The 25,490-nt window shown below is 63.1% G+C and carries 22 protein-coding genes; 4 read left to right on the plus strand and 18 right to left on the minus strand.

The annotated features are described in order from the left end of the window. Positions 1-20 precede the first annotated feature (20 nt). Both ACSQ3P_RS09465 and ACSQ3P_RS09470 read right to left on the minus strand, forming a co-directional pair. Positions 21-1,265 carry an HlyD family secretion protein gene (locus ACSQ3P_RS09465; protein ID WP_436165339.1) on the minus strand — a complete coding sequence of 415 codons (1,245 nt, stop codon included), beginning with the start codon at positions 1,263-1,265 and terminating at the stop codon, positions 21-23. Then, entirely contained in the window at positions 1,262-3,418 is a 2,157-nt protein-coding gene (locus ACSQ3P_RS09470; protein WP_436165340.1) for a peptidase domain-containing ABC transporter, read from the minus strand. Before ACSQ3P_RS09470 ends, ACSQ3P_RS09465 begins: the two co-directional genes overlap by 4 nt. Before the next feature lie 734 nt (positions 3,419-4,152). Between ACSQ3P_RS09470 and ACSQ3P_RS09475 the strand changes: the two genes are divergently transcribed. Further along, a complete protein-coding gene (locus ACSQ3P_RS09475; protein WP_436165341.1) occupies positions 4,153-4,890 on the plus strand; it encodes a response regulator transcription factor in 738 nt (245 codons plus the stop codon). A gap of 103 nt (positions 4,891-4,993) precedes the next feature. Here ACSQ3P_RS09475 and ACSQ3P_RS09480 read toward each other — a convergent pair whose 3' ends face one another. From ACSQ3P_RS09480 to ACSQ3P_RS09535, 12 genes are all read right to left on the minus strand, one after another. Beyond that, positions 4,994-6,166 carry an acyl-CoA dehydrogenase family protein gene (locus ACSQ3P_RS09480; protein ID WP_436165342.1) on the minus strand — a complete coding sequence of 391 codons (1,173 nt, stop codon included), beginning with the start codon at positions 6,164-6,166 and terminating at the stop codon, positions 4,994-4,996. After that, on the minus strand, positions 6,163-7,398 hold the full coding sequence (locus ACSQ3P_RS09485; RefSeq protein ID WP_436165343.1) for a dihydrolipoamide acetyltransferase family protein: 1,236 nt from the start codon (positions 7,396-7,398) through the stop codon (positions 6,163-6,165). The genes ACSQ3P_RS09480 and ACSQ3P_RS09485 overlap by 4 nt, the downstream gene beginning before the upstream one ends. 2 nt (positions 7,399-7,400) lie before the next feature. Continuing rightward, positions 7,401-8,183 carry an enoyl-CoA hydratase/isomerase family protein gene (locus tag ACSQ3P_RS09490; RefSeq protein ID WP_436165344.1) on the minus strand — a complete coding sequence of 261 codons (783 nt, stop codon included), beginning with the start codon at positions 8,181-8,183 and terminating at the stop codon, positions 7,401-7,403. 11 nt (positions 8,184-8,194) lie between these two features. Continuing rightward, positions 8,195-9,169, minus strand: coding sequence for an alpha-ketoacid dehydrogenase subunit beta (locus tag ACSQ3P_RS09495; RefSeq protein ID WP_436165345.1), 975 nt, complete (start codon positions 9,167-9,169; stop codon positions 8,195-8,197). Further along, entirely contained in the window at positions 9,169-10,182 is a 1,014-nt protein-coding gene (locus ACSQ3P_RS09500; protein WP_436165346.1) for a thiamine pyrophosphate-dependent dehydrogenase E1 component subunit alpha, read from the minus strand. Before ACSQ3P_RS09500 ends, ACSQ3P_RS09495 begins: the two co-directional genes overlap by 1 nt. 94 nt (positions 10,183-10,276) lie before the next feature. Further along, positions 10,277-11,635 (minus strand): MmgE/PrpD family protein, encoded by a 1,359-nt coding sequence (locus ACSQ3P_RS09505; RefSeq protein WP_436165347.1) that lies wholly within the window; start codon positions 11,633-11,635, stop codon positions 10,277-10,279. Positions 11,636-11,652: 17 nt separating this feature from the next. Further along, entirely contained in the window at positions 11,653-12,369 is a 717-nt protein-coding gene (locus tag ACSQ3P_RS09510) for an ABC transporter ATP-binding protein (protein WP_436165348.1), read from the minus strand. Then, a complete protein-coding gene (locus ACSQ3P_RS09515; protein ID WP_436165349.1) occupies positions 12,366-13,118 on the minus strand; it encodes an ABC transporter ATP-binding protein in 753 nt (250 codons plus the stop codon). Before ACSQ3P_RS09515 ends, ACSQ3P_RS09510 begins: the two co-directional genes overlap by 4 nt. Next, entirely contained in the window at positions 13,111-13,899 is a 789-nt protein-coding gene (locus tag ACSQ3P_RS09520) for an SDR family NAD(P)-dependent oxidoreductase (RefSeq protein ID WP_436165350.1), read from the minus strand. Before ACSQ3P_RS09520 ends, ACSQ3P_RS09515 begins: the two co-directional genes overlap by 8 nt. Then, positions 13,896-14,891 carry a branched-chain amino acid ABC transporter permease gene (locus ACSQ3P_RS09525; protein ID WP_436165351.1) on the minus strand — a complete coding sequence of 332 codons (996 nt, stop codon included), beginning with the start codon at positions 14,889-14,891 and terminating at the stop codon, positions 13,896-13,898. The genes ACSQ3P_RS09520 and ACSQ3P_RS09525 overlap by 4 nt, the downstream gene beginning before the upstream one ends. Before the next feature lies 1 nt (position 14,892). Next, positions 14,893-15,795, minus strand: coding sequence for a branched-chain amino acid ABC transporter permease (locus ACSQ3P_RS09530; protein ID WP_436165352.1), 903 nt, complete (start codon positions 15,793-15,795; stop codon positions 14,893-14,895). A 102-nt stretch (positions 15,796-15,897) separates the two neighbouring features. Next, positions 15,898-17,133: an ABC transporter substrate-binding protein gene (locus ACSQ3P_RS09535; protein WP_436165353.1), complete on the minus strand. Its 1,236-nt coding sequence runs from the start codon at positions 17,131-17,133 to the stop codon at positions 15,898-15,900. 225 nt (positions 17,134-17,358) lie between these two features. Here ACSQ3P_RS09535 and ACSQ3P_RS09540 point away from each other — a divergent pair, with 225 nt between their 5' ends. The 3 genes from ACSQ3P_RS09540 to ACSQ3P_RS09550 all read left to right on the plus strand — a co-directional run bounded on the left by ACSQ3P_RS09540 (position 17,359) and on the right by ACSQ3P_RS09550 (position 20,209). Continuing rightward, complete coding sequence (locus ACSQ3P_RS09540) at positions 17,359-18,849, plus strand: AMP-binding protein (RefSeq protein ID WP_436165354.1); 1,491 nt, start codon at positions 17,359-17,361, stop codon at positions 18,847-18,849. Between the two features lie 132 nt (positions 18,850-18,981). Beyond that, on the plus strand, positions 18,982-19,593 hold the full coding sequence (locus tag ACSQ3P_RS09545; protein WP_436165355.1) for a TetR/AcrR family transcriptional regulator: 612 nt from the start codon (positions 18,982-18,984) through the stop codon (positions 19,591-19,593). Positions 19,594-19,771: 178 nt separating this feature from the next. Next, complete coding sequence (locus tag ACSQ3P_RS09550) at positions 19,772-20,209, plus strand: GNAT family N-acetyltransferase (RefSeq protein ID WP_436165356.1); 438 nt, start codon at positions 19,772-19,774, stop codon at positions 20,207-20,209. A gap of 149 nt (positions 20,210-20,358) precedes the next feature. Here ACSQ3P_RS09550 and ACSQ3P_RS09555 read toward each other — a convergent pair whose 3' ends face one another. The 4 genes from ACSQ3P_RS09555 to ACSQ3P_RS09570 form a co-directional block, all read right to left on the minus strand. After that, on the minus strand, positions 20,359-21,672 hold the full coding sequence (locus ACSQ3P_RS09555; RefSeq protein ID WP_436165357.1) for an ATP-binding protein: 1,314 nt from the start codon (positions 21,670-21,672) through the stop codon (positions 20,359-20,361). A gap of 2 nt (positions 21,673-21,674) precedes the next feature. Continuing rightward, positions 21,675-22,394 (minus strand): response regulator, encoded by a 720-nt coding sequence (locus tag ACSQ3P_RS09560; RefSeq protein ID WP_436165358.1) that lies wholly within the window; start codon positions 22,392-22,394, stop codon positions 21,675-21,677. A 330-nt stretch (positions 22,395-22,724) separates the two neighbouring features. Then, positions 22,725-23,399 carry a DUF3313 domain-containing protein gene (locus ACSQ3P_RS09565; RefSeq protein WP_436165359.1) on the minus strand — a complete coding sequence of 225 codons (675 nt, stop codon included), beginning with the start codon at positions 23,397-23,399 and terminating at the stop codon, positions 22,725-22,727. Between the two features lie 517 nt (positions 23,400-23,916). Beyond that, a complete protein-coding gene (locus tag ACSQ3P_RS09570; protein WP_436165360.1) occupies positions 23,917-24,480 on the minus strand; it encodes a TetR family transcriptional regulator in 564 nt (187 codons plus the stop codon). Positions 24,481-25,490 lie beyond the last annotated feature (1,010 nt).

Raw genomic sequence — 25,490 nt, forward strand, 5'->3', positions numbered from 1 at the left:
CCGGGATGGCTTTCCCCTTCTTATTGTCGCCGACTGCCTATGGCCCTGAGGGGATCCAATACCCAGTCGGTGAAGTGGCGGCGGTCTGTGATGACATCGCCGATGAGGGTCATGCCCGGGGCCAGGGGGCGGTCTTCGCCATAGGCGCTGACGCTGGTGCGCTCGAGACTGACGGTCACGCGGTAGACCGGGTCCTTGAACGCGATCGGAGCCAGGAGCTCGCCTTCGCGATAGGTGGCGCGCGAGACCTGCACGACACGGCCAGGCACAGTGCCGAAGCGCTGATAGGGGAAGGCATCGATCCTGAGCCGGACATCCTGCCCCGGTTGTACCAATCCGGCGGCCCGCGGCGGCACCAGCAGATTGGCCTCCAGATTGCTATCAGCCGGAACCAGGGCCGCCAGGGGCGACTGCGCGACCGCCGTCTGTCCCGGCTGGGCCTGCAGCGCCGCGACCCGCCCCGCCACCGGGGCGACCATGACGTAGGAGCGGTTCACCTCCAGCTGCGCCAGTGCCTGTTCCAGTTCGCTGCGGGTTCCGTGTAGTTGCGCGAGCTTGTCGTCCCGCGCCGCCGGCAGGCTCGCCAGCTGCGACTGGGCGTCGTTGAGGTCGCCCAGTCGGGACTCCTTCTGGCGCTCCAATTCATGGATCACGCCCTGCTGGACGAGCGCCTGCTGCTGGCGGCGCGACAGCTCGAAGCGCGTGCCGTTGCCCTTGACCTCCAGCTGCGAGTAGCGGCTCGCATCGTCGCTCTGCAGCACCTGCAGCTTGCGCTCCGCGATCAGCCGCTGCTCCTGGCGCGCCAGTTCCTCGCCAAGGCCTTGGGTACGGGTGGCGAGCCGCCGGCCTTCTTCCTCATAGCGGGCAATCGCCGCCACGATCTGCGTGTCGATCGCCTGGATCCGGGCCTCGGTCTCCACGCGCAGCTTCTCGCCGACAGGGCCGCTGGCGCCGGCCGTCTCCAGCGACAGCTCGACCAGAGGGTGGCCTTGGGCGACCATATCGCCCTCATGCACCAGCACCTTGGTCACGGTGCCGCCTTTGCTGGCATAGACCTGCGCCAGGCCGCCAGTCGGGGCGATATAGCCCTGCACGGTCTCCTTCTGGGCGTAGGTGCCAGTCACGAGGTAGCCCCCACCGACAAGCACGAAGACGCCGAGGGCAGCCGTCATCACACCATGGCTCACCGGCTGCACGATCATGACCTCGCCCTGAAGCCGGCGGCGGTGCTCGATGGCTTGCGTACGGAACAGGCCCGCGCTCATGGCACCACCTGCAGGGGCTGAGGCTGCACCTCTCGCCCGAGCTCGCGTACCTGGCCGCCTGCCACGGCGAAGACGCGCTCGGCCCCTTCGATCGCGCCAGCGCGGTGGGCGACCATCACCCGGGTTATGCCGAGCGTGCCCAGGGCCTGCATGACGCGGCGCTCCGCGAACACGTCAAGATTGGCGGTTCCCTCGTCCAGGAACAGGATGGAAGGGCGGCGATACAGCGCCCGGGCGAGCAGAACGCGCTGCTGCTGGCCACCCGACAGGGTGGATCCCAGATCGCCCACCAGGGTCATGTAGCCCATGGGCATGCGCAGGATTTCGTCATGGAGGCTGACCAGCCGCGCCACCTCTTCGATGCGGGCGAGGTCCATCTCCGGATCGAAGAAGGCGATATTGTCGGCAATGGTGCCGGCGAAGAGCTGGTCGTCCTGCATCACCACGCCGATGCGTTCGCGATAGATCCGCGTGCCCAGCGTGGCCAAGGGCAGCCCGTCCACGAGCACCTCGCCCTCGCCCGGCGGATAAAGGCCCATAAGCAGCTTCAGCAGCGTGGACTTGCCACCGCCGGAAGGGCCGACGAACACCGCGAACTGCCCCGGCTCGACCGTCAACGACACGTCCTTCAGCACCCAGGCTTCATGTTCGGCATAGCGGAAGGACAGGCCGCGCAGTTCCAGCGCCCCGGCGAGCGCACGGCTCGTCCGGCTCGCGGCCTCCAGGTTCGGCTCGCCGTCCTGATGCACGGCATCCGCCAGGCGCTCCAGATGGAGGCCAGCCATGCGGAACTTGAAGAATTGCTCGACCAGGGACTGGGCCGCGGTGCTGAATTGGCTGCGATAGGCCAGGAAAGCCAGCAGCATGCCCAGCGTCATCTCGCCCCGGATGATGGCCCCGGCGCCAAGATAGAACACCAGCAGCATTTCCGCCCCGGTCAGGAAGGACAGGCCGGCGGTGCCGTTGAGGCCGACCTTCTGAACGCGAACCGTGTTGTTGATGCTATCGGCATAGGCGTTCTGCCAGACGCCATGGCGCTCCAGCTCCCGGCCGAACAGCTTGAAGGCGCGGGCGCCCCGGATGGTTTCCAGGAAGATGCCGTCGACCTTGGCCTGGTACTGGATACCCTCATTGGTCAGGCTCCTCAGCCATGGGAAGGTGCCGAGCCGAACCGCGACGAGAAGCGCCAGCGAGACCAGCACCACGCCCGCAAGGGTGGGAGCGTAGATCAGCATCACCGCCAAGGTGACGATGGCCATGACCCCGTCCAAAGCTGCGGAGACGAGACCACCCGTCAGCAGATCCTGGATCGGCTGAAGCGAGTTGAAGCGCGACAGGATATCGCCGAGGCGCCGTTTCTCGAACCAAGGAATGGGCAGGCGCAGCGCGTGACGCAGCAGGTTGCCGCGCATCTGGAAGGTCAGCAGGGCGCTGAAATGCATCTGCACATAGCCGCGCAGCAAGGTGGTGCTGCTCTGGATCAGCAGCAGCAGCCCGGCGCCAATGACGATGACATTGAGAAGATCAAGGTCGCCCTTGGAGATCGCCTCGTCCACGATCATCTGATTGACCAATGGGGAGAGCAGGCCGAAGAGCTGCAGCAAGACTGAGAGGACCAGGATCTGCAGCAGGCTCGGGATGAAGCCGGCGTTCTTGGACCAGAGATCGGTCAGGCGCACGCGCTCGACTACCTGGCGCTTGCGGAAGCTGGCTGCCGGCGTCAGCTCAAGCGCCACGCCGGTGAAGTGCTTGGCGGCCTCCGCATGGGACAATTGTCGCAATCCGCAGGCGGGGTCGTGAATTTCGATGCGGGCCGAGCTCGCCCGGCTCAGCACGACGTAATGGGACATGTTCCAGTGCAGGATGCAGGGCATCCTCAGCTTTCCGATGTCCTCCATCTCCAGCTTCAGCGGCCGGCTGGTCAGGCCCAACTCGTCGGCAACAGTGATGAGGGTCTTCAACGTCGTGCCCTTCGCCGATACCGCATGACGACGCCGCAGCTCCGAGAGCGTCGCCCGATGACCGTGGTGGCTTGCCACCATCGCCAGGCAAGCGAGCCCGCATTCGGCGGCCTCGGACTGAAGCTGGGGCTCGATTCGCGAGCGGCGATGAAGGGTCGTGAGGAGCGATTGGCTCTCCTGGGGCGGAATCAAGGCCTCTGCGGATTTGAACTTAAACTTAAATCTCTCCGACAAAATCGGACGATTTAGCCAACAACTTGCATCAAAATCCGCAAAAAGCATGTTTTTCCAAATTTTATGAAAAGGATACATGTCGGTTATTTTCGACTCCACTTGGCTTGTATTTTTGATAGCCGGACCGTTTCTTGGCCATCGCCTTCAACAAAACCAACTTGCATCCTGCTTTCCGGGCCAACTGCCGGCTCCGGGAAAATCACCGGCCCCACAAATAAAAACCGCCCAGATGGTTTTTATTTGACCCGTAGGTTTCGCTGCATTTCTGATGCTCTCACCCGCTCACGTCGTCATGCACAGGCAGCGCGGACAGACCAACAAGGCCGCAGGGCCTCGCGGATACGACGCAGGCAAGATCGTAGGCCGCGGCTGCCGAGGTCCTCATGTGCCACGTCGCGCGCAGATCATGAGTTCCAAGACGACTCCGCTTCGTTCGGGAAACTCGACTTTGATGCCGGTCTGGAGGCGGTGAGCGCCCCAAGGGAATTGTGGGCGGCTAGCGAGCTGGAAAAGCACAATGCCGTCAGGCCGACCCTACCGTTGCAAACCTCGCAACGCCTCTTTCACGATCAGCAATCACCGCCTCTATAATAAAACCGTCCATATGGTTTGTTAAATCCGCCTTTGATGCTATTTGTGACGCTGAATGGAAAGGGCTGGACGATCACTTTCGCCATTCGTCAGATTGAGAGGTGCGAGCTTTGCATGATCAGCCTTCCGTCCTCATCGTGGACGACGACGAGGAAATTCGCGACCTCTTGGCCCGCTACCTGGCCGGCGAAAATTTCCGCGTTCATCTCGCGCGAGATCGCAAGGGCCTGTTCTGGACATTGGACATGAAGAAGCCCGACCTGATCGTCCTGGACGTCATGCTGCCAGACGGCTCGGGGCTGGACATCTGCGGCGAGTTGAGAATGAGCGGATCGCAGATCCCAGTCATCTTGCTGACGGCCTTGAAGGAGGATGTCGACCGCATCATCGGACTGGAGATGGGCGCAGACGACTACATGGCAAAGCCGTTCAATCCGCGCGAATTGGTGGCACGCATTCGCTCGCTGTTCCGTCGCCGGTTCCAGCCGGCTGCGGACTTGACCAAGCCGGTGGCAGCTTATCGGTTCATGGGATTGACGCTGGAGCCCACTCTACGTCGCGTCACCAAACGCGATGGCGGCGAACTCGATTTGACCAGAGCTGAGTTCAATCTTCTTCATGCGCTCCTCGTCTATTCCGGCAGGGTGCTCAATAGAGATCTCTTGATAGAATTGACCCAGGATGGGGAGAGCGTCCCTTTCGGACGCTCAATCGACGTCCTGATCAGCCGGCTGCGACAGAAGCTGAGCACCGAAGCGGGAGCGGAACTCATCAAGACGATCCGAACCCGCGGCTACTTCTTCGCAGCCTCGGTCGAGATCGTCGAAAGCTTGGCATGAAGTCGCTACGGATGCGGATCGCAACGCAACCGGTCGGCACGATCACGCTCGCCGCCATCGCATGCTTGTTGCTTGTCTTGCTTGCGATACAAAACATCGCTGCTCAATAGGAGCGCGGCATGCCGAGATCGTGCTGCGCGACATAGTTCAGGATCATCTCCTCCGAGACGGGGGCGACCCGGAACAGCCGCGCATCGCGCCAGAGGCGTTCGGCATGGTATTCCTTGGAATAGCCCATGCCGCCGAGCGTCTGGATGGCCCGATCCGTGGCGAGGCCGGCAGCATGGCCGGCGAGATATTTCGCCATGTTGGCTTCGGAGCCGTAGGGCTGGCCTCGGTCATGGAGCGTCGCCGCCTTGTGATTCATCAGCCTGGCGCATTCGAGCTGGATCTGCGCCTCCGCCAGCGGAAACTGGATGCCCTGATAGGAGCCGATCGGCGCGTTATTGAAGATCTTGCGATCCCGCGCATAGTCGACAGCGAGTTTGATCGCGAGTTCCGCCGTGGCGACGAGGCCGGCGGTCGTGACGATACGTTCGGTATTGAGCACGTCGAGCAGCTCGCGGAAGCCGCCATCGAGCGTGCCGACGAGTTCATGCCCCTCGACGCGGACATCCTCGAAAAAGACCGAGCTGGAGGGCAGCGTGTTGGTGCCGAGCTTCTCGATCGCCTGATGGCTCAGGCCCTCGCGCCCGACATCGATCAGGAAGAGGCTGATTCCGTCGGTCTTGCGGCTGACATCGTCGAGCTTCTTCGTCCGCGCCACCACCAGCATCTTGGTGGCCTGGGGCACGGCGGTGATCCAGATCTTCTGGCCGTTCAGACGCCAGCCATTGCCATCGGCGCGGGCAAACGCCTTCATCGAGAGCGTGTTCGTGCCGGCATCCGGTTCGGTCAGCGCCATAGCGAACATCGCCTTGCCGGCGACAAGCGCGGGCAGCAATTCGCGCTTCATAGCTTCCGTGCCGAATTTGCTGATCGTCACACCACCGAAGATCGGGTTGCACATGAACATCTGGCTCAGGGTCGAGCCACCGCCCGCCGCGCAGAGCGCTTCGATCGCCATGGCAATCTCGGCCATGCCCAGCCCGGCACCGCCATATTCTTCCGGGATCGCGATACCACAGAGCCCAGCATCGCAGATCTCCTGCCAGATGGCGGCTGGAAAGGCCTTCCTGGCGTCGAGGTCGCGCCAGTAGTCGAGCCCGAACTTCGCTCCGATGCGCCGGGCGGTATCAGTCAGCATCACCTGTTCGTCGCTGCGGTCGAAATTCATGTCGGCTTCCTTTCGGTCGCAGGCTGGCGCAGCAGCGGCAACGGGTGTTCGAGCGTGTTGACGATGAGATCGAGGAATTGCGCGGCGCGCACGCCATCGAGCACGCGGTGGTCGCAGGAGAGGACGAGGCCTATCTCGCGCCGGAGCAGCGGCTGGCCATGCAGATCCGGGCGGAAGACGGGCTTGGCCGCTGCGACACCGAGGATCGCCGACTGGCCGGGATTGATGATCGGCACGAGATGGGATGCGCCATACATGCCGACATTGGAGACGCTGATTGCGCCGCCCTCGAAATCACCCGCGGTCAGCTTTCCGTCGCGCGCCCGGCCGATGATCCACGCGCAATCGGCAGCCACAGCATCGAGATGCCCCCTGCCCGCCTCGCGCAGCACCGGCACGACGAGCCCGCGCGGGCTGTCGACCGCAAGCCCGACATCGCTGCCAGCGAGCGTGACGATATCGCCCTCATCCCACAGCGCATTCGCCTGCGGCATGGCGATCAATGCCCGCCCGACAGCCGCCATGATGAAATGGGTGATGCTCAACCGAACCGGCCCACCGGCCGCATTGAGATCCTCGCGTATCGCCAGAAGCTGGGTGATGTCGGCTTCGGCCAGCACATAGAAATGCGGGATGGTCTGCTTGGCTTGCGACAGGCGTCGTGCCACGACCTGCTCGATCGACGTGGCTGGACGACGGCTGGCGGATACAGCAGGTCTTGCCGCGACAGGTCTTGCCACGACAATGCTTGCTGGCTTGGCCGCGAGCGCCGCCTGCACATCCGCAAGCTTAATGCGCCCGCGCGGGCCAGAGCCCGTGACGCCTGCCAGATCGAGCCCATTCTGCTTTGCGATCCGGCGGGCAAGCGGCGTCGAGACGATACGCCCGATCGCGCTCGATGGCACGGCAAACGGTGCTGACGGCGGTATCGGCTTCGCAGCGACAGGCGCAGTTTCGGCCTTTGCAGTCGCGGGGTCGATTTCCGGCGTACCGTCACCCCAGGTCGCCAGAACGGCGCCAACGGGCACGGTTTCGCCCTCCGGAACGAGAATCGCACCGATCCGGCCGGCATGCTCAGCCTCGATTTCGGTCGCGATTTTCTCGGTCTCGATGACGAAGAGAACATCGCCGGTCGCGACCGCATCGCCCGGCCCCACGCGCCAGGAGGCGAGCAGGCCTTCGGTCATGGTCAGACCGAGCTTGGGCATGACGATCGCGGCGGATTCGCTCATGCTCAGGCGCCCCGGAACTGCGCGGTGCGCTTCTGCAGGAAGGCCTGGCAGCCTTCATGCGCATCCTGCGTGTCGAGCACGAGGCCGATCATGGCCTGCTCATGGCGCAAAGCCGAAGGCAGCGGCATGTCGGCGCCGTCGTTCAAGGTGCGCTTGAGCAGCTTCAGAACCAGCGGCGACTTAGTCGCTATCGTCTGCGCGAGCGCCAGCGCCTGGTCGAGCAGTTCGGCATCAGGAGTGATGCGGTTAATCAATCCGAGCTTTTCGGCCTCGGCGGCGTCGATGCGCCCGCCGGTGAACATCAGTTCCTTGGCCTTGCAGAGCGGGATCTGGCGGATCAGCCGCTGCGAGCCGCCCGCGCCCGGGAACAGCCCGAGATTGATCTCGGGCAATCCGAACTTGGCGGAGCTGGCGGCGATGCGGATATCGATGCAGAGCAGCAGCTCCGTGCCGCCGCCCAGCGCCCAACCGTTCACGGCGGCGATCGTCGGCTTGTCGAGCATCTCGATACGACGGAAGACGCTGTGCAGCCGCTCGCCAAGTTCAAGGTAATGCGGCAGGCCCTGACGGCTATCGAGATCGGCGATGTCGCCGCCGGCCACGAAGGCACGCTCGCCGGCCCCGGTGAAGACGAGGACACGCACCTCTTCGTCAGCTGCGGCGCGCGCCACGGTGGCGTCGAGCGCGGCCAGTGTGTCCATGTCGAGCGCATTCAGCGTCGACGGCCGGTTGATCGTGATCAACGCGATGGCATCGCGGCGTTCATAGAGGATGGCGTCCGTCATCGGATGTCCTTTCAGGCGAGCGTGCGGCGCACGGCCGCGATCACGCGCTCGGCGGAGGGCAGATAGGCGGTCTCCAATCCCTTGGAGAACGGCACCGGCATGAAGGGCGCACCGACGCGCACGATCGGCCCGTCGAGTTCGTCGAAACCGATATCGGCCATGCGGGCGACGATCTCGGCGCCAACGCCGAAAGCCTCGACCGCTTCATGCACGACAACAAGGCGATGGGTCTTCGAGAGCGAAGCCAGCACCGCCTGCTCGTCCCAGGGCTGGATGCTGCGAAGATCGATGATTTCAGCTTCGACGCCTGCCTCGGCGAGGTCTTTCGCCGCAGCCAGCGCCGTGTGGACCGCAGCTCCATAGGCGACGATGGTGACGTCGCGGCCGTCGCGCAGGGTCGCCGCCTGGCCGATCGGGATCACCGGCAGCACGTCGGGCACCTCGCCCTTCATCGCATAAAGCGCCTTGTGCTCGACGAAGACGACCGGATCCGGATCGGTAATCGCCGCCCGCAGCAGGCCATAGGCGCTCAACGGGTCGGACGGACAGACGACCTTGAGGCCGGGCACATGCGCAAACCACGCCTCCAGGCATTGCGAGTGCTGCGGGCCTGCGCCCAGGCCGCCGCCATGGGGCGTGCGCAGCACCATAGGCACGGAACTTTGGCCGCCGAACATGAAGCGCGCCTTGGCGGCCTGGTTCACCATCGCGTCCATGACCAGCGTGGTGAAATCCATGAACATGATCTCGACGACCGGCCGCATCCCGCTCAGAGCCGCTCCCACCGCAGCACCTGCGATGGCGGCTTCCGAGATCGGCGTGTCGAGCACACGTTCCGCGCCGAAGCGCTCGCGCAGGCCACGGCTCGCCCCGAATGCTCCGCCGGCTTCCGAGACATCCTCGCCGATCAGGATCACCGACGGATCCTCCGCCATGGCGTCGGTCAGCGCCTGGTTGATCGCCTTGAGATAGCGGATCTCGGCCATCAGAGACCTCCCTGCATGGCCCGAGCGGTCGTATAGACATCAGCCATCGCAGCCTCGAATGGCGGCGGCGGAGCGGCGCGCGCTGCAGCAACCGACGCTTCGATACGGGCCTCGACCTCGGAGGCGATGTCGGCCAGGGCTGCCTCGTCGACGCCCATTCCGCCGAGCTGGCCTGCCGCGACGCGCAGCGGATCACGCGCGCTCAGGGCCGTCAGTTCGTCGGCATCACGGTATTTCTGCGTGTCCCCCTCGAAATGCCCCCGCACCCGCGTCGTCAGGCACTCGAGAACGCGCGGCCCTTCGCTGCGGACCTCCACCACCAGCCGTTCGGCCTGTTCGGCTACGGTGGCGACATCGTTTCCGTCGATCGAGTGGTGCGGAATTTTATAGGCTGCGGCGAGGTCCTTCAGGGCGAAGGAGAGCTGCTTCGAGGTCGGCAGGAACTCGCCCCAGCCATTATTCTCGCAGACGAAGAGCAGCGGCAGCTTCCAGAGCGCCGCCATGTTCAGGCATTCGTGCAGCAGCCCCTCGGCGAGCGCGCCATCGCCAAAGAAGGCGACGGCGATCGCCCCATTCTTCTGCGAGCGATGCGCCAGCGCGCTGCCGAGCGCGATCGAAAGCCCCGCGCCGACGATGCCGTTGGCGCCGAGCATGCCCACCGACATATCCGCCACATGCATCGAGCCGCCTCGCCCCCGGCAGAGGCCGGTGTCGCGCGCCAGCAACTCGGCGAAGAAGCCGTCGAGCGAAAGCCCCTTGGCAATGGCATGGCCATGACCGCGATGCGTCGAGGCGATGGTGTCCTGCGGCGTCAACGCCGCCATCACGCCGACCGAAACAGCCTCCTGCCCAATGCTCAAATGGATGAAGCCAGGCACCTCGCCGTCGGCGAACATCTTGCTCAGCCGCTCCTCGCAACGCCGGATCAGGACCAGCGACCGATAGAGCTCCAGCAGGCTCGCCGGGGCGTTGTGTCCGACGCCGAGTTGAGGGTGGACCTGTTGTTCGCTCATGACGCTCTCAATTCAAGGGGCTGAGCCCTAGCATGATATGACTTATGAGTCATAATTCATTTTTTGTGCCACATGCTGATCCCGACCAACCTGTTCACGCTGCCCGACGGTGCGGTTCGATCGCGGCGAAGAGATCAACAATCTCCCGGACACCGCCATCGGGCAGCGCGTCCACGACGCGCTCTATCCGTTCGAACAGCTCAGGCCTGAGCCGCTGCTCCGCACCGATCCGCGTCAGCAATTCGCGCAAGGTGGCGCGGTCGAAGGCATAATCGGCCGGCGTCATGGTCTGCGCGTGGACATGGCGCGCGCCGCTCACCGTGTCGGCCTCGAGCACCGCGCTCAGCACCGGCACTTCGGGGTCCGTAACCAAGGTGATCTTCGCGACCAGCCCATTCACCGCCGCGTCGTCATAGGTCGTCATCCGCTTCATGCTGGGCACGCCATGGACCAGCGTCGTCGCGATACAGAAGGGAATGCTCATCAGCGTGCCCGAGATCGAGTTGAACGGCCCGACCGCGTCCATGCCGGCATAGCCGGTCTCATAGGGGTTCATCCGAACGCGAACCGCAGCGAGCGCCTCGCCTGCGATGACCCGGCGCAGCGCAAGCGCGCCGGTGACCGGCGTCTGGTTGAAGGCGCAAACGGGGAACGGTTTGAAAGTGACCCGTAGGATCGACCAATCCTTGCCCAATCGCGCAGTAAGATCGGCTGGCGGCTCCACGCTGGCATAGCAGCGGATGAGGCCGGCCCGCCCCTCGAAGGCATGCGGCGCCGAGACCGAGCCTGCAGCGGCCAGCTCGGCCGCCACCAGCCCGTTGCGGGCTATGACACCGACCTGATAGCGCCACTCATCCGTGCCGTCGGCGAAGGACTGCAGCACGCCGCCCGTGAACGACACCGCATTGGCCAGCGCGGCGGCCAGCCGCTCCTCGTCGAGCCCCATCAGCTTGCCCGCTGCCGCAGCGGCCGCGACGCAGCCATAGGTGGCCGAGGAACGGAAACCTGCCGGGGTGGAGTTGATCGCAAATGCGGTCTCAAGCAGCCCGCCGGCCTCATAACCAGCGACCAGCGCCGGAATGAGCCGCGCCAGCGGGTAACCGCGCGCCTCCGTCATGGCGAGCAGCATCGGGATCAGGATCGTGCCAAAATGCGCGGCGCCGCAGCTGTCTTCCTGCGCGCGGCCATGGAACAGGGCGCTGTTGGCGAGGCAGGCTGCACCGATCGTCGAGCGCCGTCCGTCTCCGAACAGGGTCGCGCCGGTCGGCACCTCGCCATCGAGCGCCAGCGCCGCCCGTCGCGCCACCGGTGCATAGGGCGTATCGAAGCCGTTGACCGCCATGCCGAGCGCGTTGACGAGGCAGGAGCGCGCCTTGTCGACAACCTCGAGCGGCAAGGTCTCGGCCCGCAATGACGCGACGAACCGGGCGATTTCCTGGGTCAGCGTTGGCATGACACCCTCCCTGCTGGCTAGAGCGCGAGATAGCGCTGGCGGACGTCGTCATTGGCTTTCAGCTCCGCGATCGTGCCGCGAAAGACGATCTGGCCCTTGTCGATCACGGTCGCATCGCTGGCGAGGCTGAGGCAGAAATGCATGTTCTGCTCGGCGATCAGGATGGTCACGCCGGTCTCCCGCAGCGTGCGGATGAAGGCGCCGATGCGCTGCACGATGATTGGGGCCAGCCCCTCGCTGGGCTCGTCGAGCAGCAGCACGGAAGGGTTGCCCATCAGCATGCGCGCGATTGCCAGCATCTGCTGCTCGCCGCCGGAAAGCCGGCCCGCCAGGCGGTGGCGCAATGGCGTCAGCAGAGGGAAGGCCTCGTAGATCCGTTCGACGCTCCATTCATCCCGACCGTCGGGGCCGGGCTTTTGCGCGATCAGGAGATTGTCCTCGACGCTGTGGTCGGGAAAGACCTGCCGATCCTCTGGCACGAAGCCCAGGCCGATGCGCGCGATATGATAGGGCTTGCGCTTCGTCGTCTCCTGGCCGAGCACCTTGACGAACCCGCGCCTGGGCGGGGCGAGGCCAGCGATCGCCTTCATCGTCGTGCTTTTGCCGGCGCCGTTGCGGCCGAGCAGCGCCATGGTCTGGCCCTGGCTCACCGCCAGATCGACCCCGAACAGAATCTGGCTGGCGCCGTAGAACACGTCGATTCCGGCGGCCTCGATGACATATGGCGCGCTCATGCCGCAGCCTCATGCTCGGTGCCGAGATAGGCCTCGATCACGGCCGGGTTCGTACGGATTTCCTGCGGCGTGCCTTGCGCCAGCACGCGGCCATAGCTCAACACGCGGATCGAGGGCGCGATCTTGAAGACGATGTCCATGTCGTGCTCGATGAAGACGACCGTGATCTTTTGGCGCTCCCAGAGCTCGCGGACCTTCTCGATCACCCGCCAGCGCTCCTCGGGGCCCATGCCGGCGGTCGGCTCGTCAAGCAGCAGCACCTTGGGTTCGAGAACCAGGGCCAACGCGATATCGAGCAGCTTCTGGTCGCCATGGGAGAGATTGGCCGACAGCATCGCGCGCTTGGCCTGCAAGCCCACCATCCCGAGGCAATGCTCCGCATGGCTGCGCGTCGAAGCCAGCGGAAAGCGTGAGCCGAGTTTGGTTGAATGGCGGTGATGAGCCGAGACCGCCGCCAGCAGCGTCTCCTCCACGCTCAGCGACGGGAAAATGCTCGCGACCTGGAAGGCCCGGCCGATGCCGCGCCGGACGATCTGCCCGATGCTCAGGCCCAGGATGGATTGTCCATCGAGCCGGATATCGCCGCTATCGGGCTGGAAGGCGCCCGAGAGCAGATTGAAGAAGGTGCTCTTGCCGGCACCATTGGGGCCGATGATCGCGGTGAGCGAGCCGGTCTCGAAGGTCAGGGTGACGTCGTCGGTCGCCCTGACGCCGCCGAAGGACTTCACCAGATTGACGATCTCAAGCATCGGGACCGTTCCCCGGATCGCGAAAGCCGCCATAGCTGTGCCAGGACTGACCTGCGAGCCAACCGCAGTCCACGGGTACGTCGATGCCCGTCATCGCCGAGGCATCGGGCGAAGCCAGGAAGGCGACGACGCGAGCGATCTCATCGGGTTCGACCAGCCGGCGCAGCGCCGCGCTGCCGATGAGATTGGAAACGTCGCGCTCGCCCTTGTCGATCGCATCCTGCAGCGCCGGCGTCCGGGTGAAGCCGGGCGAGACCGAATTGACGCGGATCTGGGCCGGTCCCCATTCGGAGGCGAGACAGCGCGTGATCGAGATCACGGCCGCTTTGGCCGGCGCATAGGCATGCAGCGGCATCGAGCGCTGCCCGGCGATCGAGGCGATGTTGACGATGCTACCTGAGCGCCGCGCCAGCATAGCCGCGCCGAAGACGATGCAAGCGAGATAGGTGCCGCGCTGGTCGATATGGACGACATGGTCCCATACCGCCATCGGGAGTTCCGTCGGCCGCAGCGGCGGCTGCAATACGCCGGCGCTATTGACCAGGATGCCGACGGGGCCGATCGCCGCCTCGATCCTGGCGGCGGCATCCTTCAGCCCGGCCTCGTCGCCGACATCGCCGAGCGCCGCATGACCACCAACCTCCTCGGCCACGGCCTGGGCGCGGGCAAGATCACGGTCGAGCACAACGATCTTGCAGCCGCGCCTGGCGAGTTCACGGCAGCAGGACGCACCGATGCCGCTGGCGCCGCCGGTCACGACGGCGATGGTGCCGGCAGTCATGTCAAAGCCCTTTCAGCTTTCGGAGCGGCAGAGGCGCTAAGGCGTGTCCTGCGGCTGCCGAGCCAATCCATCACGAAGTCGAGCAGGCCTTTGCGCAGGCCGAGCGCGAAGAGCAGGATCACGATGCCCAGGACGAGCCCGTGATGCTCGGCGGTGCGCGTGACGAAGTCGTTGAGCAGGAGCAGCAGCACGGTCCCGACCATCGGACCCAGAAACGCCGCCGTACCGCCCAGCATGACGATGAAGACGGCCTCGCCCGACATCGTCCAGAAGGCGAACTCGGGATAAGCGCCCGAGACGAACAAGCTCATGATCACGCCGCCCAGGCTCGCGAACATGCCCGCCAACACGAAGGCCGTCAGGCGGGTGCGATAGACGTCGATACCGAGGAAGCCGGCGCGGGTCGCGTTGTCGCGCACCATCCGCAACGTGTAGCCGAAGGGCGAGGATGCGATGTGGCGCATCGCCAGCAGGCCGATGACCAGCAGCGCCGCGCTGAACAGATAAAGCTGCTTCTGGTCAGCCAAATCGATGCCGAGGAAGGGCGGGCGCGGGATGCCGCCGCGCAGCCCCTGGTCGCCCCCCGTCACGGGCACCCAGGCGATGATCAGGCTGTGCGCCAGCATCTGGAAGGCGAGCGTGACGAAGGCGAAATAGATCTCCTTCAGCCGCACGCAGATCGCGCCGACCACGAGCGCGACGAGCGCCGAGACGACAAGCGTCAGCAGGATCGCCAGCGGAATCGGCATTCCCGTCCGCTGCATCGCAATGCCGAAGCTGTAGGCCCCCAGACCGAAGAACAGACCATGCCCGAAGGAGACCATGCCGCCATAACCGACGAGCAGGTTGAGCGAGGTCGCAAACAGGCCGAACGCCGCGCAGCGGATGACGAAGTCGATCAGCGCGCTGCTCGTGGTCAAGAGCGGCAGACAGGCCAGCACGAGGAAACCGGCGAGGCCCAGCAGGCCATCGCGAAAAGCAGGACGCATCATCTCAAGCCGCCTCGCGTCCAAACAGCCCGGTCGGCTTGGCGATGAGCACGACCGCCATGGCGAGATACATCAGCGTCTCCGTGAAGAGCGGGAAGCCGAGCGCGCCGAACGTCCGGATCAGCCCCAACAGGAGCGCTCCCACGAGCGCGCCCAGGATCGAGCCCATGCCGCCGATGACCGTGACGATGAAGGACTCGATCAGGATCGAGAAACCCATGCCCGGCGTCAGTGAGCGGACGGGCGCGGCAAGACCACCCGCCAAGCCCGCCAGCAGACAGCCCAACGCAAACACGCCGGTGAAGAGCAGACCAGTGTTGATGCCCAGCACCGAGACCATGGCCGGGTTGTGAGCGGCAGCCCGGATCGTCTTGCCGAACCGCGTCTTGGCAATGGCAAGCCCGAGGATCAACGCTATCAGGAGGGCCGCCGCGATCAGGAACAGATAGAAGGGTGGCACCACCCCGCCCATGACGAAGAGCGGCGGGACGCGGAAGGCATCGGGCATGCCCATCGATTTGAACTCGGGACCCCAGACGATACGCACGAGGTCGTCCATGATCAAAACCAGCGCGTAGCAAACCAGAAGCTGCATCAGGACGTTGCCGCCATAGATGCGCTGCATGAAGAAGCGCTCGACGATGACCCCGAAGAGGCCGGTCCCCAGTGCGGCGCCGACCAGCGCCAATGCGTAGCTGTCGGTGAGCTGGAACACCGTCATCGCGAGATAGGCGCCGATCATGTAGAAGGCGCCGTGGGTGAAATTGACGATCTTCATCACGCCGAAGATCAGCGTCAGGCCAACGGCGACGAGGAACAGCAGCATTCCGATGATGAAGCCACTCGTCACCTGCGTCACCATGCAGGAGGCCGAGGACAGGCACTCTGTCAGGGCGTTGAGATCCATCATGCGCTCACGGAAAAGAGATCGTGCGGGCCGCGCGATGGCGTGGCCCGTAAGGTCCCGGCGGCAGGGCCCGGGCCCTGCCGCCGGGATCCGTCAAAGGACTCAGGCGAAGCCCTTTTCCTTCTTCCACTCGGCCTCGAGCTCGAAGATGCGCTGCCAGGGCACGCTCTTCATCTCGGGCACGTAAGGTTCCTTGGCGATGGTCGTGCCCCAGCCGACGGCGTAGCCGACGATGGTCTGATCCTCGGCGCGCATCGTCACCGTACCGTCTGCGCCGAAAGGCGAGTCGATCTTCAGGCCGCGCAGCGCCTCGGCAATCTTCTTGCCGTCTGCGGAATTGGCTTTCTTGGCGGCGGCGGCCAGGAAGTTCACGGCAAGACCGTTCTGCCAGGCCCAGTTCGTGGGGTATTCGCCGTATTTCGCCTTGTAGGCATCGCCCCAGGCGGCGTTCTGCGGCGTGGCCGGGAAGGTCTTGATGTAGCGATTGCCGGAATGGATGCCCGTGGGCAGGTTCTTGACCGTGGTCAGCGCCGTATAGTCAGCCATGTTGACGGCATAGAACTGCGTCTGGCTGAACAGGGCATAGATCGCGGCCTGGTCGATGAACGAGGTCAGGTCGCCGCCCCAGAGGCAGGAATACAGCGCTTGCGGCTTGGCCTGCAGCAGCTTGGTGATCGACTCGGTGTAGTCGGGCTGGAAAATCTTCGGCCAGGCTTCGCTGATGATCTCGACCTTCGGAGCGAAGCGCTTGAGGTACATCACGAACTCGGCCGTCGTATCGCGGCCATAGGCATAGTCCGGTGAGCAGGTCGCCCAACGCGTGATGCCCTTGGCGTTGACGATGTCGGCGGCGTAGGTACCGCCTGCAACCGAGTCATGAATGCCTTGCCTGGCACAGCGGAAGGCATTTGGCAGCCTGAGCTTGGGATCAGCCGTGAGCGAGGACGTCTCTGAATTGGTGTGCACGCAAAGAACGCCGAGATCGCGCGCAACCTCGTGCACGGCGAAGGCGCCAGTCGAAGCCTCTGCATCGAGCAAGAGCTCGCAACCGTCGGAATTGACGAGCTCGCGGGCGACACGGGCGGCCTCCTGCGGCTGCCCCTTGGTATCGCGGACCACGAGTTCGATCGGCCGCCCGGCGAGGCCACCAGCCGCATTGAGCTTCTCGACCTCCATCTGCGCCGCATTGCGCGACGAGGTTCCCAGCTGCGCAACGCGGCCCGAAAGGATGGTCGGGAAGCCGATCTTGACCGTCTTGGCCTGCGCGCCGGCAACCCAGGGCATCGAGACGGCCCCAGTCGCCGCAGCGCCTGCTGCGAAGAAATTGCGCCGGCTCATCGAAGAAAACGATCGCTTGGACATGGCTCTTCCCTTGGGTCCCCGCCTGCCCTTTCCGTCTCTGCGCGGTGGGCATGCATTATGTGCCGCAGCCTTTGCCGCTGGCGGTGTTGGCAGCGATAGTCGTGACGATGGATGGTGACGTCAAGCAAAAAATGAATTACGAGTCATAAATCAGAAAAAGACGAGAACGGGCTCCTCGCCGAGCCCGGCGGCAGGGTGGGAATGATCAATCTCTCGAGCTTCATCGGCTTTCACGCCAGCCATACGCCACAGCGCATAGCGATCGTTTTCGGCGGTGAACGCATCAGCTATGCCGTGCTTTTTCAGCGCGTAGTGCACACTGCGGGCTGGCTCGCGTCACGGGGCATCGGGCCGGGCGACGTCGTCGCCGTGTTGATGAAGAACAGCGCCGCCTTCATCGAGATCGCCATCGCTGTGGGACATGTCGGCGCCGTCTTCCTGCCGATCAATTTCCGGCTCTCGGCCGACGAAGTCGGTTACATCGTGGGTGATGCCGGGGCCAAGCTCCTGATCGCGGATGAGGAGCTGGCGACCGCAGCGACGCTCGCGCCCAACCTCGTACTGATCGACGCTGCCGCACAATCCGACAGCACCCGCCTTGGACCTGACGTGACGCCGGCCGCACGGGTCGCGCGCCTACCCAGTGATCTTTTCCGACTGATGTACACCTCGGGCACGACCGATCGCCCTAAGGGCGTGATGCACAGCTACGAGAACTTTTACTGGAAGTGTAGCGATCATGTTCTGGCGCTCGGCCTCACCGCCGAGAACCGCCTGCTGGTCACCGGGCCGCTCTATCATGTCGGTGCCTTTGACCTGCCGGGCATGGCCGTGCTCTGGGTCGGCGGCATGCTGTGCATCCTGCGCGACTTCTCGGCTGACGCCGCGCTCTCCGCGATTGCCCGCGAGCAGCTGGACAGCGCCTGGCTTGCCCCCGTGATGACGAGCGCCATGCTGGCGGCAGCACCTGCCAGCAGCCTCGACCTGACCAGCCTGCGCTGGGTCATCGGAGGTGGCGAGCGCACCCCCGAGGCGCGCATCCGCAGCTTCACGGAAAGCTTCCCGAACGCCCGCTACATCGACGCCTATGGCCTGACCGAAACCTGCAGCGGCGATACGCTGATGGAAGCAGGACGCGAGATCGAGAAGATCGGCTCCGTCGGCCGCGCGCTTGCTCATGTCGAGATCGCGATCCGCGACGAGCATGGCGAGCCGCTGCCAGCAGGGCAGATCGGCGAGATCTGCCTGCGCGGCCCCAAGATCACCAAGGGCTACTGGAACGATCCGGCCAAGACCGAAGCGGCTTTCTATGATGACTGGTTCCGCAGCGGCGATATGGGCTATCTCGACAGCGAAGGCTTCCTGTTCCTAACCGATCGAATGAAGGACATGATCATCTCCGGCGGCGAGAACATCGCCTCCTCCGAAGTCGAACGCGTCATTTTCGAGTTGCCGCAGGTCCGGGAGGTCGCAGTGATTGGCGCCCCCGATGAGCGCTGGGGCGAGAGACCGGTCGCCTTCGTCGTGCTGGAGCCCGGCACCGTGCTTTCACTGGACGCGCTTGCCGCCCATTGCCGCGCGAAGCTCGCTGCCTTCAAGGCTCCCCGCGATCTCGTCCTGCGCGAAAGCTTGCCGCGAAATCCCTCAGGAAAGATCCTGAAACGCCTCTTGCGCGACGAGTTGCGGTCTTAGGCATCGCGGGAGAATGTGGATCACGGTTTCTTCGCAGAAACCATGCTCTAAACTTCGAGAATCAATCCTGCGCCCATCGCTTTCCATTTTCGAGGCCCCTGACACGCAATGGCACGATCCCTTCCAGCAACGGTGGCCAAACGTCTCCCCAAGCTGAGCCGCAGCGAAAAGAACGACGATGTGAAGCGGCGGTTGTTCAGCGCCGCCGCCAAGGTCGTCGGCCGCTACGGCTATGCCGATGCCTCCGTCGCGCGCATCACGGAGATAGCGGGCGTCGCGCAGGGCACCTTCTACAACCATTTCGAGAACCGGCAGGAGCTGCTCGACCAGCTGCTCCCGATCATCGGCCAGGAGATGGTCCACTTCATCCGCGGCAAGATCGACGAAGCGGCGTCCGAAATCGAGAAGGAGGTCGCGCGCTTCCGCGCTTTCTTCGATTTCCTGCAGGAAACGCCGGAGTTCCTGCGCATCCTCAACGAAGCCGAGGTTTTCGCGCCATCGGGCTACCAGCACCATCTCGACAATATTTCGACGGCTTATGTGCGCCTGCTCAAGCGGGCGCGCGGGCCGGGAAAGGTCGGCGACTACAGTGACGAGGAGCTGGAAGTCATCGTCCACATCCTGATGGGTGCGCGCGGCTATCTCAGCCGCCGCTATGCCTATGCCGAAGGCGGCGCAACAGCGATCCCTCAACATGTTGTTACCGCCTATGAGAAGCTCATCCGCAGCGGCCTGATAGGCTAGAGCAGGATGCGAAAAAGTGGACACCGGTTTTTCGCATTGAATATGCTGCCGGCGAGTGACTGGGGTCCACATCGCTCGCTCCAAGAGGGCCTGAACAACCCCTTGGAATCACGAGCGCCCCAGCCACTCAATCCCACTTGTCGGCATTCTCACCCGAAAGCGATGACTGGCCCGACTGATGATACTTGTTCCTGGATACGAAATATCGACTGATCCGAGCCGGCTCGATCACGAGGTAATATATCGGTTCCTGTCCGAGGACTCATACTGGTGCCCCGGCATTCCCCGCTCGGTGGTGGAGACGTCAATTGAGCATTCGCTCTGCTTTGGCGCCTACGAAAGCGAGAGGCAGGTTGGCTTTGCGCGCGTCATCACGGACCGAGCGACGTTCGCCCTGGTCGCAGATGTATTCGTGCTGGAGCTTCATCGTGGCAAGGGGCTGTCGAAGTGGCTCATGCACGAAGTAATGCAACATCCGGACCTTCAAGGCCTTCGCCGGCTGTTGCTGCTCACGTCAGACGCGCATTCGCTCTATAAACAGTTCGGCTTCAGCGAAATCGACAACGCCTGGCGCTTCATGGAAATCCTCAAACCCGACGCGTACAAGCGTACCTAATCGCCGCTGCCTGTACGCCCCGGCGTTCCGGGACGAGCTTTTAGATGAGAGACGGATTCAGGCTTCAGATGGGATCACTTCTTGAGCCCATCTGAAGCCATCCGGCTCTTGGATCGTGGATGAGCTCATGCCCAACTGGCCGTTGGCGCTCAAAATGCGCTGGCCGATGCGAGCCGGCACTGCTCTGCGCAAGTCTCGCTCAATGCTCGATGCTGGCCTGGCCTGCACGCGTTAAGAATGACCTCCTGCCGCAACCCGCCGCCCTCTAGGTTTCTCAGGGAGAGGCTGCCATCGACGCGGGCGATGACCTCTTTCGCGATCGCCAGGCCGAGCCCTGCTCCTGGCAGGTCACGTTTGCGAGATTCCTCGATACGGAAGAAGGGCTCGAACGCGCGTTCGATCAAGTGTGACGGGATACCCGGGCCAGAGTCATCGATGATGACCGTAGCGCTCTCGTCTCGGTTCACTACGGCAACTCTGGCGGCCCAACCATGGGTAGCCGCGTTGATAATGAGATTGCGAAAAGCGCGGGTGAGAGCAAGCGGCGACCCACAGACCGTGGCGGGCTCCAAGGAAACAATCGTAACGGCTAGCCCCGTCGAACCGAGTTCGCGCACGATCTGATCGATCATCAGGTCGAGCCGTATCGCTTCAAACTGCAACGCACCAGATTGCTCTCGAACGAGCATGATCGCGCTGTCGGCGATGTGCTCGAGTTCGTTGATATTGGCGAGCCAACTCGCTCGCTCGGCTTCGTCGAGAAACTCTGCGCGCAGACGCATTCTCGTCAACGGGGTACGCATGTCATGTCCGGCCGCAGCCACGAGCCGCATCCGGCTTGCGATCGTGTCCTGGAGATTGCTGTTCAGGCGATTGAGGGTCCGCGCAGTGGCTCGAACCTCGGCAGGGCCGGTTTCGGGAATGAGGCCAATCTCGCCGTTTGGCTTCACCGCCGAGGCAAATGCCTCCAGCAGCGCCAGAGGACGCGTGATCCGGCGCGAGACGAACAGCGCGATAGCTGTGGTCCCGATCAGGATCAGAAGCCAGCCGCCTGCGATGAGGCGAAGATCATGCGGCGGCACTTCTCCCCGGATCGGCATCACCAGCCACTGGTTTGTGCCGATTTCCAGTGAGGCAATGCGTAGGTTCTGTGCCGTTGCCGCCTTTATGGCGACCTCGCCTGGATTGCCGATTTTCCTGAGGTAGTTGCGCAGGCGCCCCGTCGGTCCGGCAAGCAGCGTACCACCCGGTGGGGCGGATTGGACGATCGACGCTATCCGGTCGGGACTGGCGTTGACCTGGGCGAGATGGCTGACGATATCGAGCTGGCGTGCCAGGTCGGCGAGATAGTCGTCATCGGCGTTGTTCTGTGTCGTGAACAGGACGACACATGACGATACGACAACAACGAGCGTTATCGAGCCGACGAGAAGCGCCGCGATCTGCGCCCGCAACGACATCATGATCAGCCCTCTACGGCTTCGACTGCCGCGGCGAAAAAATAGCCACGGTTTCGAATCGTCTTGATCATCTCAGAGCCGGAATGAGGACTGAGCTTCTGTCGCAGGCGGCTGATCAGAATGTCGATCGAGCGCTCGAAGGGAGCCGCCTCACGCCCCTGCGTCAGCTCCAGCAATTGATCCCTGGTCAGGAGCCGCCCGGCATGTCTAAGGAACGCGAGGAGGAGATTGAACTCGGCGCCAGACAGCTCCAGTTCAGCGCCTTTGCTCATGGTGACACGGCGCAATGCCGGTTCAAGCGTCAACCCTAGAAATTGATAGGCGGCAACGCGCCTCGTCGGGTCGGCAGGCATCGAACGACGGCGAAACAGCGAGCGAATGCGAGCGACCAATTCGCGCGGATTAAACGGCTTTGACATGTAGTCATCCGCGCCGATCTCCAGTCCGATGATCCGGTCGACATCTTCCTTCAACGCCGTCAGCAAGATCACAGGGATTTGGGATCCACGCGTTCTGAGCTCACGGCAGATATCCAGCCCCGAGCCGTCCGGCAACATCACGTCCAGAACGATGAGATCGGGCAGCTTGTTCTCGAGGGCCCAGATCAGACCACCGTGATCTTTCGCGAGATGAACCCGGAAATTCTCGCCCTCAAGGTAGCGGGCCAGGAGGTCGCGAATTTCCTTGTCGTCATCCACGATGAGGATGGAAGGCTGATCATACATGGGCAGAGCCTCCGTGGTATGAGGGCAAGTCGAAAAGCGATTGGCCGGCCTGAGGCATCGGGGGCGAGACACAGGCCGGCCAACGCACCCCGCCGATTGCTCGACAGTGATTGGCAAATCTCAGAGTATTCAATGAAGGCAGAACCTAATCGGGGTTCGGCTGGAACGCTATTTCGATCAAGCTTATGGATAGCCGAGTATAAATCGCGCCTAGAAATGCGTTGTAGAGATGGGAAACCATTGCTTGGCGCTCTTGCTCTCTTGAGCCGGTTCGTGGAATTGGCGATACGCAGGACCATGCCAATGGCATGATCCTCCCGCCCGCCCATGCTATTTGAGCTGACCGATCAGGCTTTCCGCACCATTCCGGACACCGGCCATCGCCGCATCGAGCGGGCCGATGCTGGCCGCGATATCGTAGGGATTGGGGTATTGCTTGGAGATCGAGGCGTAGATCAGTCGATTGGTCTGCGCGTCATAGATATCAACGGCATAGAGGATCGACCCCGTCAGTGAGCCCTCTCCGCCTCGGACGGCCTGGATGCCGTTATAGGCGCCGCCAGCGATATCGAAACGGGACAGAGTACCGATGACAGGCTTGTTGGTCGCAGCGCCCGTGATCGTCAGCTTGACCCTGAAGGCCGTCGGATCGGGAGCTTGTGCGAGCTCGTATCGTGTTCGCAACCTCTGCTCGAACTGGGTCTGCATATAGCTCGCCAGCGCAGCGCGATCATTTTCGGCCATGTCGCCGAATTGATTATCGGGACCACGATAGATTGTAACGGGCTCGACGATGACACGCCTGTACTTCCGCCAATCAATCTGCGTCGTGTAGAGATACGGATAATTCAAGGCGTTGTCCCTGCTGTTGGGACGAAGATAGGACGAAGACGTCAGCCCCGAATAAGCAACAGGATCCGCGCTGCTGACGCAGCCTGCAAGTGCAGCGAAGATACCAAGGCTCATGGCCCGGCCAGCCACAACATAAATACGCATATCATCCATCCTTCTGTAATTATACTATGAGTGTCTTTAATACATGGCAATTCGGCCGTCGCTTCGCAAAAGAATTGCGCAGCAGCGTCGTTAGATGTCTGATTCAGGAATACCTAGACACGATCAGCATCCGGCGCTTCGCCATGAGCAGCCAGCTCAAAACGGGAGCCACTCGCGATCGACCTTCTCGATTGGTTCGGAGGCGCTATCTCTTGGATTGGCCGCCGGAACCGACATGCTCGCGCGCCAAGAGGGGCCACGACGCATGCCGACAGCGCTCAGCACCCACTCCACGGGGTTGGTCGCAGCTCGCTCTACAGTTCACACACATCTGCCCCTCCGCATTCTCAAATCTCACTACCATCAAAGGATTCAAGACGCAAACCGTCTGTACGGTTTTATTATGATTCGCGTTCTCACACAGCCGGGCGCGGGCTCAATGTGCCGGATGAACTGCCATGGACGGTGAGACGGCCTGGATCGCGATCCAGCCAGATGAGCGTGGTTCTGCGTTAGAGTGAAACGTTCAGTTGCCAGACGGCCAACGCGAGTGATCGAGCAGCCGCTCGAAGAGTCGTTGGCGTTCTTCGTCCGAGAGCGGGCAGAGGCCCAGAATCGCCGTAAACACCATTCCCCTGGCGGCCAGCCAGCGCAACGTCGCCAGATCAGGATCGGGAGCGTCGGCCTTGATGATTTCCAGTCTCTTGGCATCCAATTCGCGAAACATCGCCAGGAAACCCGGCTCTTCCGCGATAGCGCCCAGGATGGCAAAGACGGCGGAAGTCGGCTTCGCAAGCACCTCGCGCTGAATGGCGATCTCGGACGACAGGGTGGCTTGTGTTTTTGATGGATCGTAGCTGGCCAGGTAGTTTCGAGAAAACGCGTCGAGACTTTCTACCTGCCGCTCGAGCAAAGCCTTCACAACCGCTTGTTTGGTGCGGAACTGATGCATCACCCCGCCCTTGCTGATGCCGCTCTCACGCGCAATCGCGTCCATTGTCAGCTTGCCGGCGCCATCACGGGCGATGATCGTCAGCGCCGCCTGGATGACGGCGTTGCGTGTGCGCTCGGAACGAGAGGCATTATCCATGATTTTCTCGAGAGTCAGAGGTTGCCAGCAAGAATATGGGACGGATGCGTATTGCACCAATCAGTCACAGCGATCAAACAATCCGATTAGCCGGTTTGCGTTGATTTTTCCTGGTCGCGGACAACCGCGACGCCAACCACCTGCACATTCGCCCAGTACGCTACAATGATCCAAGGCATGGGCATGGGCCTACATCATCGAACTCACCGCCCTCGAATGACAGTTGCGTGGACGCGACCAGAGACACTTGCCCACCGCTCCGTCTCGCCTTCACTGTCAGGCATCGTCCACCATGTCCGACGGCGATCGACCTTGGCCTGTTCCCAAACAGGATAATCGCAGCCAGCTCACCTCCACCCAAAAAGCGCGCGTTCGAAGGCGGCAAGAAGGCCTGGAAACTTAGTGAAACCTGCAGGTCAAATAAAAACCATCCAGACGGGTTTTATTTTGATGGGCGGCAATTTTCTAAGCCGAGTCAGCGCGGAGGGCGGAATGCAAACAGGTTTGGCCAAAGACGGCTTGAGCCCCACGACCATCCACAGGTGCTCGCGTTCGAAAGACAACAAGCGCTCCGTCCGGATTGTGGCATGGCGGCTTTCGTCGCGCAGATTTCGAACCGCCCAACCGACGTGGAATCAGGCTAAATTTGACATGATATCGGCCGCCTGCCCGGTTCGTTCCGCTCCTGCAACATCTGTAAGGGAGCGCCGAGCCGCGACCATTTCCGGTCGGACGGCACGTCTCCTTTTGAAGCTAATAGTCGCGGCTGATTTCTCCCGCTCTGCACTGAGAAGGACGATATCGACCTCGCTCCTGCTGACCTTTCTCGCCGCGTTCGGGGTTGTCGGATACGGCTTGGCAGTTTGGCTCTCGCAGCGCTTCTGAGCCGATACCAGCGCCGCTACTTGCCAAATTTCGCCGCCAGGGCCGACCCGAGCAGGATGGATTTGGCATTGCAATAGAGGCTCACGACGCCCCGATGCCTTGGACCAGAAGGTCCCGCTCTCTTT

Origin of the sequence: Allobosea sp. LjRoot9 (genome assembly GCF_964252745.1) — a bacterium.
Taxonomy (GTDB): domain Bacteria; phylum Pseudomonadota; class Alphaproteobacteria; order Rhizobiales; family Beijerinckiaceae; genus Allobosea.

What these genes read in the sequence shown, in the direction of transcription:
- ACSQ3P_RS09555 (WP_436165357.1), bottom strand. Translation starts at nt 21,672, where the DNA reads ATGATGTCGTTGCGGGCGCAGATCGCGGCGCTTCTCGTCGGCTCGATA.
- ACSQ3P_RS09535 (WP_436165353.1), bottom strand. Translation starts at nt 17,133, where the DNA reads ATGAGCCGGCGCAATTTCTTCGCAGCAGGCGCTGCGGCGACTGGGGCC.
- ACSQ3P_RS09465 (WP_436165339.1), bottom strand. Translation starts at nt 1,265, where the DNA reads ATGAGCGCGGGCCTGTTCCGTACGCAAGCCATCGAGCACCGCCGCCGG.
- ACSQ3P_RS09560 (WP_436165358.1), bottom strand. Translation starts at nt 22,394, where the DNA reads ATGTATGATCAGCCTTCCATCCTCATCGTGGATGACGACAAGGAAATT.
- ACSQ3P_RS09550 (WP_436165356.1), top strand. Translation starts at nt 19,772, where the DNA reads ATGATACTTGTTCCTGGATACGAAATATCGACTGATCCGAGCCGGCTC.
- ACSQ3P_RS09490 (WP_436165344.1), bottom strand. Translation starts at nt 8,183, where the DNA reads ATGACGGACGCCATCCTCTATGAACGCCGCGATGCCATCGCGTTGATC.
- ACSQ3P_RS09500 (WP_436165346.1), bottom strand. Translation starts at nt 10,182, where the DNA reads ATGAGCGAACAACAGGTCCACCCTCAACTCGGCGTCGGACACAACGCC.
- ACSQ3P_RS09510 (WP_436165348.1), bottom strand. Translation starts at nt 12,369, where the DNA reads ATGAGCGCGCCATATGTCATCGAGGCCGCCGGAATCGACGTGTTCTAC.
- ACSQ3P_RS09495 (WP_436165345.1), bottom strand. Translation starts at nt 9,169, where the DNA reads ATGGCCGAGATCCGCTATCTCAAGGCGATCAACCAGGCGCTGACCGAC.
- ACSQ3P_RS09515 (WP_436165349.1), bottom strand. Translation starts at nt 13,118, where the DNA reads ATGCTTGAGATCGTCAATCTGGTGAAGTCCTTCGGCGGCGTCAGGGCG.
- ACSQ3P_RS09565 (WP_436165359.1), bottom strand. Translation starts at nt 23,399, where the DNA reads ATGGATGATATGCGTATTTATGTTGTGGCTGGCCGGGCCATGAGCCTT.
- ACSQ3P_RS09480 (WP_436165342.1), bottom strand. Translation starts at nt 6,166, where the DNA reads ATGAATTTCGACCGCAGCGACGAACAGGTGATGCTGACTGATACCGCC.
- ACSQ3P_RS09505 (WP_436165347.1), bottom strand. Translation starts at nt 11,635, where the DNA reads ATGCCAACGCTGACCCAGGAAATCGCCCGGTTCGTCGCGTCATTGCGG.
- ACSQ3P_RS09485 (WP_436165343.1), bottom strand. Translation starts at nt 7,398, where the DNA reads ATGAGCGAATCCGCCGCGATCGTCATGCCCAAGCTCGGTCTGACCATG.
- ACSQ3P_RS09525 (WP_436165351.1), bottom strand. Translation starts at nt 14,891, where the DNA reads ATGATGCGTCCTGCTTTTCGCGATGGCCTGCTGGGCCTCGCCGGTTTC.
- ACSQ3P_RS09520 (WP_436165350.1), bottom strand. Translation starts at nt 13,899, where the DNA reads ATGACTGCCGGCACCATCGCCGTCGTGACCGGCGGCGCCAGCGGCATC.
- ACSQ3P_RS09540 (WP_436165354.1), top strand. Translation starts at nt 17,359, where the DNA reads ATGATCAATCTCTCGAGCTTCATCGGCTTTCACGCCAGCCATACGCCA.
- ACSQ3P_RS09570 (WP_436165360.1), bottom strand. Translation starts at nt 24,480, where the DNA reads ATGGATAATGCCTCTCGTTCCGAGCGCACACGCAACGCCGTCATCCAG.
- ACSQ3P_RS09530 (WP_436165352.1), bottom strand. Translation starts at nt 15,795, where the DNA reads ATGGATCTCAACGCCCTGACAGAGTGCCTGTCCTCGGCCTCCTGCATG.